The 4,983-nt window shown below is 63.3% G+C and carries 4 protein-coding genes; 1 reads left to right on the top strand and 3 read right to left on the bottom strand.

The genetic code is table 11. The annotated features are described in order from the left end of the window. From IJL83_01655 to IJL83_01645, 3 genes are all read right to left on the bottom strand, one after another. Nucleotides 1-1,163 (bottom strand): acyl--CoA ligase (locus IJL83_01655; GenBank protein ID MBQ6552313.1); only part of this gene is annotated, 1,163 nt, incomplete at its 3' end. A gap of 40 nt (nt 1,164-1,203) precedes the next feature. Beyond that, a complete protein-coding gene (dusB, locus tag IJL83_01650) occupies nt 1,204-2,142 on the bottom strand; it encodes a tRNA dihydrouridine synthase DusB (GenBank protein ID MBQ6552312.1) in 939 nt (312 codons plus the stop codon). 5 nt (nt 2,143-2,147) lie between these two features. Further along, nucleotides 2,148-3,344 (bottom strand): acetate kinase, encoded by a 1,197-nt coding sequence (locus IJL83_01645; protein MBQ6552311.1) that lies wholly within the window; start codon nt 3,342-3,344, stop codon nt 2,148-2,150. A gap of 138 nt (nt 3,345-3,482) precedes the next feature. Here IJL83_01645 and IJL83_01640 point away from each other — a divergent pair, with 138 nt between their 5' ends. After that, nucleotides 3,483-4,628 (top strand): nucleotidyltransferase family protein, encoded by a 1,146-nt coding sequence (locus IJL83_01640; protein ID MBQ6552310.1) that lies wholly within the window; start codon nt 3,483-3,485, stop codon nt 4,626-4,628. The last annotated feature ends 355 nt before the right edge of the window (nt 4,629-4,983 follow it).

Genomic DNA, 4,983 nt, shown 5'->3' with positions numbered 1-4,983 from the left:
TTGACGCAGAGCTCGCCGACGTCGCCCTGTTTGACCGGCTCGCCGTGTTCGTCGACTATCTTTATCTGCCAGCCGTAGCCCGCCTTGCCGATCGCGCCGACCTTGTGGATATTCTCCACGCCGAGGTGTACGCAGCCGGGGCCGATGGACTCGGAGAGGCCGTAGTTGGTGTCGTATTCATGATTCGGGAAGACCTTCTTCCAGCGGCGGATCAAGCTCGGCGGAACGGGCTGCGCTCCGATGTGCATAAGCCGCCACTGCGAAAGCTCGTATTTGCTCAGGTCGATCTCGCCGCGGTCGATCGCGTCGAGGATGTCCTGCGCCCACGGCACGAGCAGCCAGACGATCGTCGCCTTCTCGTCGCTGACCGCCTTGATGATCCATTCCGGCTTTATGCCGCGCAGGAGCACCGCCTTGCTGCCGGAGTAGAGGCTGCCGAACCAGTGCATCTTCGCGCCCGTGTGGTAAAGCGGCGGGATGCAGAGGAAGCAGTCGCCGCGCTGCTGGCCGTGGTGGTTCTGCTCGACCTTCGCGGAGTGGGTCAGCGAAGCGTGCTTGTGCAGTATAGCCTTCGGGAAGCCGGTGGTGCCGCTTGAGAAGTATATCGCGGCGAAATCATCGTCCGTCAGCTTCACGTCCGGCTTCGCCGCCGGCATATCCTTGACCAGATGCGAATACGGCTCCGCGAAGCCGGGGCAGCCGTCGCCGACGAAGATGAAGTCCTTTATGCGCGGGATGTGCTCGCATATGCTCTCCAGACGGCCGATGAACTCGCTGCCGAAAACGATGGCGTCGCAGTCGGCGAGCTCAACGCAGTATTTTATCTCGTCCGCGGTGTAGCGGAAATTCAGCGGCACGGCGATGCTCCCCGCCTTGAGTATGCCGAAATAGACCGGCAGCCATTCGAGGCAGTTCATCAGCAGGATGGCGACCTTCGCGCCCCGCAGACCGCGCTCGATGATGAGGTTGGCGAAGCGGTTGGCGTGTTCGTCGAACTCGCGCCAGGTCATCTCGCGGCGGTAGCTCTCGGCGGTCGGGTTCTCGACCAGCTCGTATTCGCGCCAAGTGACGCGCTTTTCGCGCAGCTCCGGGTTTATCTCGACGAGCGCGACCTCGCCGCCGTAGAGCGCGGCGTTTCTTTCAAGCAGTTCGGTGATGGGCATTTTTATCAAACCTTTCGGCGGACGGAGAGTCCGCGTATTTTTACAATTGCGAAAGCGCGTCGGAAACGACGCTTTCGAGTTCGGAGTAAGTTTCCACGAGGCCGCCGCGGCGGCGAAGCTCAGCGGCGCCGCGCATTCCGCGCAGGTACCAGCCCGCGTGGGTGCGCGCCTGGCGCAGCGCGAGAAACTCGCCCTTCTGCTCAACGGCGAGCCGCGTCTGGCGCAGAAAAAGCTCCAGCCGCTCGGCGTCCGACGCAGGCGCTCCGCCCGCGATCTCGCGGAATATCAGCGGATTGCCGAGCGCTCCGCGCGCGACCATTACGACGGCGCAGCCGGTGCGCGCGAACATTTCCGCGCAGTCGGCGGCGGAGTTCACCCCGCCGTTGCCGATGACGAATACGCCGTCTTCGGCGGCGCATGCCGCTATCGTTTCAAAATCGACCGGCGCGGAGTAGCCGCCCGCGCGGGTGCGTCCGTGGACGGCGACGGCGGCGACGCCGCATTCGCGCGCCATACGGACGTATTCGGGAGCGACTACGTGTTCGTCGTCCCATCCGGTGCGTATCTTGACGCTGACGGGCAGCGGCGACGCTTTGACCGCCGCTTCCATTATCCTGCCCGCGAGGGCCGGATTGCGCAGCAGCGCGGAGCCGTCTCCGCCTCCGGTTACCTTCGGCACGGGGCAGCCCATATTCAGGTCGATGAAGTCGGGCGCGTATTCGGCGGCGCGCTTCACGCCCTCCGCGATTATCTCCGGCTCGGAGCCGAAAAGCTGTATGCCGCAGGGGCGCTCGGCGTCCCTTATGAACATCAGCGCGGCGGTGCTTTTGTCCCCGTAGTGAAGCGCCTTCGCGGAGACCATCTCCGTGACGGTGCAGGCGGCGCCGGACTCGGCGCAGACGGTGCGGAAGGCGGAATCGCCCACCCCCGCCATCGGCGCGAGCACGGCCCTGCCGCGCAGGGACTCGAAGCTGAACATTCCCCTTACCTGCCGAAGACGAGCGCGGCGCACTCGCGCGCTATCGCCAGCTCTTCGTTGGTGGGTATGATGAAGGTGCGGACCGTCGCGCCCTCGGCGGAGATGTCGATCTCCTTGCCGCGGACGGCGTTCTTCGCCGGATCGATCTTGATGCCGAGGAACTCCAGCCCCTCGCAGACTCCGGCGCGGCAGGAGGCGTCGTTTTCGCCGATGCCGGCGGTGAAGACGACGGCGTCTATACCGCCCATCGCGGCGGCGTAGGCGCCTATGTACTTCTTGACCTGGTATCTGAACTCGTCAAGCACGAGGCGGGCGCGGTCGTTGCCGTCCTCGACGGCGGAGTGCAGGTCGCGCGAGTCGCTGGAAACGCCGGAAAGCCCGAGGAAGCCGGACTCCTTGTTGCAGAGGCGTACCATATCGGCGGGAGACTTGTTCTCCTTCTCCATTACTCTGAATATCGCCATCGGGTCGATGTCGCCGGTGCGGGTGCCCATGATGACACCGCCGAGCGGAGTGAAGCTCATGGAGGTGTCGACGGACTTGCCGCCGTCGACCGCGGTTATCGAAGAGCCGTTGCCGAGGTGGCAGGTGACTATCTTCAGCTCGGAAATATCGCGCCCCATCAGCTCTGCGCAGCGGCCGGCGACGTACTTGTGGCTCGTGCCGTGAGCGCCGTAGCGGCGTATGGCGTACTTCTCGGAGTATTCGTAGGGCAGGCCCAGCATGTAGGCGTAGTCGGGCATCGTCTGGTGGAAGGAGGTGTCGAACACCGCGACCATCGGCTTGTCGCCGAAGCACTTGCGGCACGCCCACATTCCCTGCGCGGCGGCGTAGTTGTGAAGCGGCGCGATCTCGCCGAGGTCGTAGATGCGCTGGATCTTCTCGTCGTCGAGGATGACGGGCTTCGGGAAAACCTCCGCGCCCTGAACGACGCGGTGCGCGATCGCGTCGATCTCGCCGGGGTCGGAGATGACACCGTATTCGCTGCCGGTAAGCAGCTCGATGACGGCTTCCATCGCCTGCTCGTGATTCGCCATCACTCTGTCGGCTTCGTAAACTCTGCCGTCGGAGGCGGTGTGCTTGAGGTGTCCGCCGATGCCGATGCGTTCGCAGAGCCCCTTCGCGGAAACGCTGCCGTCGTCCATGTTGATAAGCTGATATTTCAGGGATGAGCTGCCGGTGTTGACTACCAGAATAAGCATTTTATCTTTCTCCTGTTCATTATTTCCGCTTTCGCGAAATTTTTTTCATACTTTACTATTGTAACTCAAATTGAAATAGTTTACAATAGTTAAAGATAAAAAACTGCGCCGAAACCGGCGATTTTTCGGGAGACGCCAATGATAACGGGAATCATAGCGGAATACGATCCTTTCCACAAGGGGCACGCGTTCCTCGCCGCGAAGGCGCGGGAGGCGGGAGCCGACTGCGTCGCCGCCGTCATGAGCGGCAACGTCACGCAGCGGGGCGAGTTCGCCTGCTTCGGCAAGCGCGAACGCGTCCGCGCCGCGCTGGAATGCGGGATAGACCTCTGCGTTGAGCTGCCCGCGCCGTGGGCGTGCGCCTCCGCCGCCGACTTCGCGCGGGGCGGCGTTTCGCTGCTGCGCGCGTGCGGCGCGGACACGCTGCTTTTCGGCAGCGAAAGCGGCGACGCTGACGCGCTGAAGCGCGCCGCCGAAGCGGTGCGCCGCGCCGACGGAGAGGCCGTCAGGAGCGCGGTAAGGCGCGGGCTGACCTACCCCGACGCGCTCGCGGAGAGCGTCGGCAGCGAGGCCGCTTCCCTGCTCGCCGGGCCGAACAATCTGCTCGGGATCGAATATATCAACGCCGCCGCGGAGCTCGCGCCCGGAATGGAGATAACGACCGTAAAGCGCGCCGGCGCCGGACACGGCGAAGGAGAAAACGGCGGCTTCGCCTCCGCCGGCTTCATACGCGGGCTCGCACGCGAGGGAAAGGACTTCGTCCGCCTGCTCCCCGACGGCTGCGCGGAGATTTTCGCCGCCTCGCCGGTCTCCGACCCCGCCGCCGCCGACCGCACGCTGCTGCACCTGCTTCGCGGAATGAGCGCGGAGGATATCGCCGAGATCGACGGCGTGACCGAGGGGCTGGAAAACCGTATCGTCAAAGCCGCCGCCGAGGCGGAACGCTTCGCAGACGTCGCCGCGCTGGTCAAATCCAAACGCTACACGCTGGCGCGGATACGCCGCCTGCTGCTGCGCTGTCTGATCGGGATAAAGCGCGGGACGCTCCCGCCGCTGCCGCCCTACGTCCGCGTGCTCGGGCTGAACGGGCGCGGCGCGGCGCGGCTGAACGCGATAAAGAAGGATATCCCCCTGCTGACGAAGCCCGCCGACTTCGGAAAGCTCGGCGCGGACGGGCAGGCGGTGTTCGCGTATGAGCTGAAGGCCGCAGAGCTTTACGCGCTGACGCTCCCTCCCGCCCCCGCCGGCGCGGAGATGAGGTATACGCCCGTGGTGGTGAAATAACGTTCGCGAAGCGAACTCTTAACTGACGCGAAGCGTCATCATAGTTCTAAACTCATAACTATAAGAAACCCCCGCCCTTTCGGGCGTGCAAATCAGGAATACGCCGGTCTTAAAAAGGATCTTTTCGCGCCGGTCTGCGTTGAAAGCGCTCGGAATACATACAGTATTCCATCGCGCTTTCGCCTTGTCCGACACAAAAATCTCTCTTTTTAAAATGCGGAGCAGTTTTGAACGAGATGTTTATCGTTCAGGCAAAACAACAAAACAGCGGTCATACTTGATGTATGGCCGCTGTTTTTTGTGAAGCATGGGCGGGAAACAGCCGTTCAAAACCCGACTTATCCCTAATTTGCGC

Source organism: Clostridia bacterium, from assembly GCA_017438525.1.
Lineage (GTDB): Bacteria > Bacillota > Clostridia > Oscillospirales > RGIG8002 > RGIG8002.
The sequence above is the reverse complement of the archived record's forward strand: the minus strand, read 5'-3'. Positions and strand labels throughout refer to the sequence as shown.

What these genes read in the sequence shown, in the direction of transcription:
- dusB (MBQ6552312.1), bottom strand. Translation starts at nt 2,142, where the DNA reads ATGTTCAGCTTCGAGTCCCTGCGCGGCAGGGCCGTGCTCGCGCCGATG.
- IJL83_01645 (MBQ6552311.1), bottom strand. Translation starts at nt 3,344, where the DNA reads ATGCTTATTCTGGTAGTCAACACCGGCAGCTCATCCCTGAAATATCAG.
- IJL83_01640 (MBQ6552310.1), top strand. Translation starts at nt 3,483, where the DNA reads ATGATAACGGGAATCATAGCGGAATACGATCCTTTCCACAAGGGGCAC.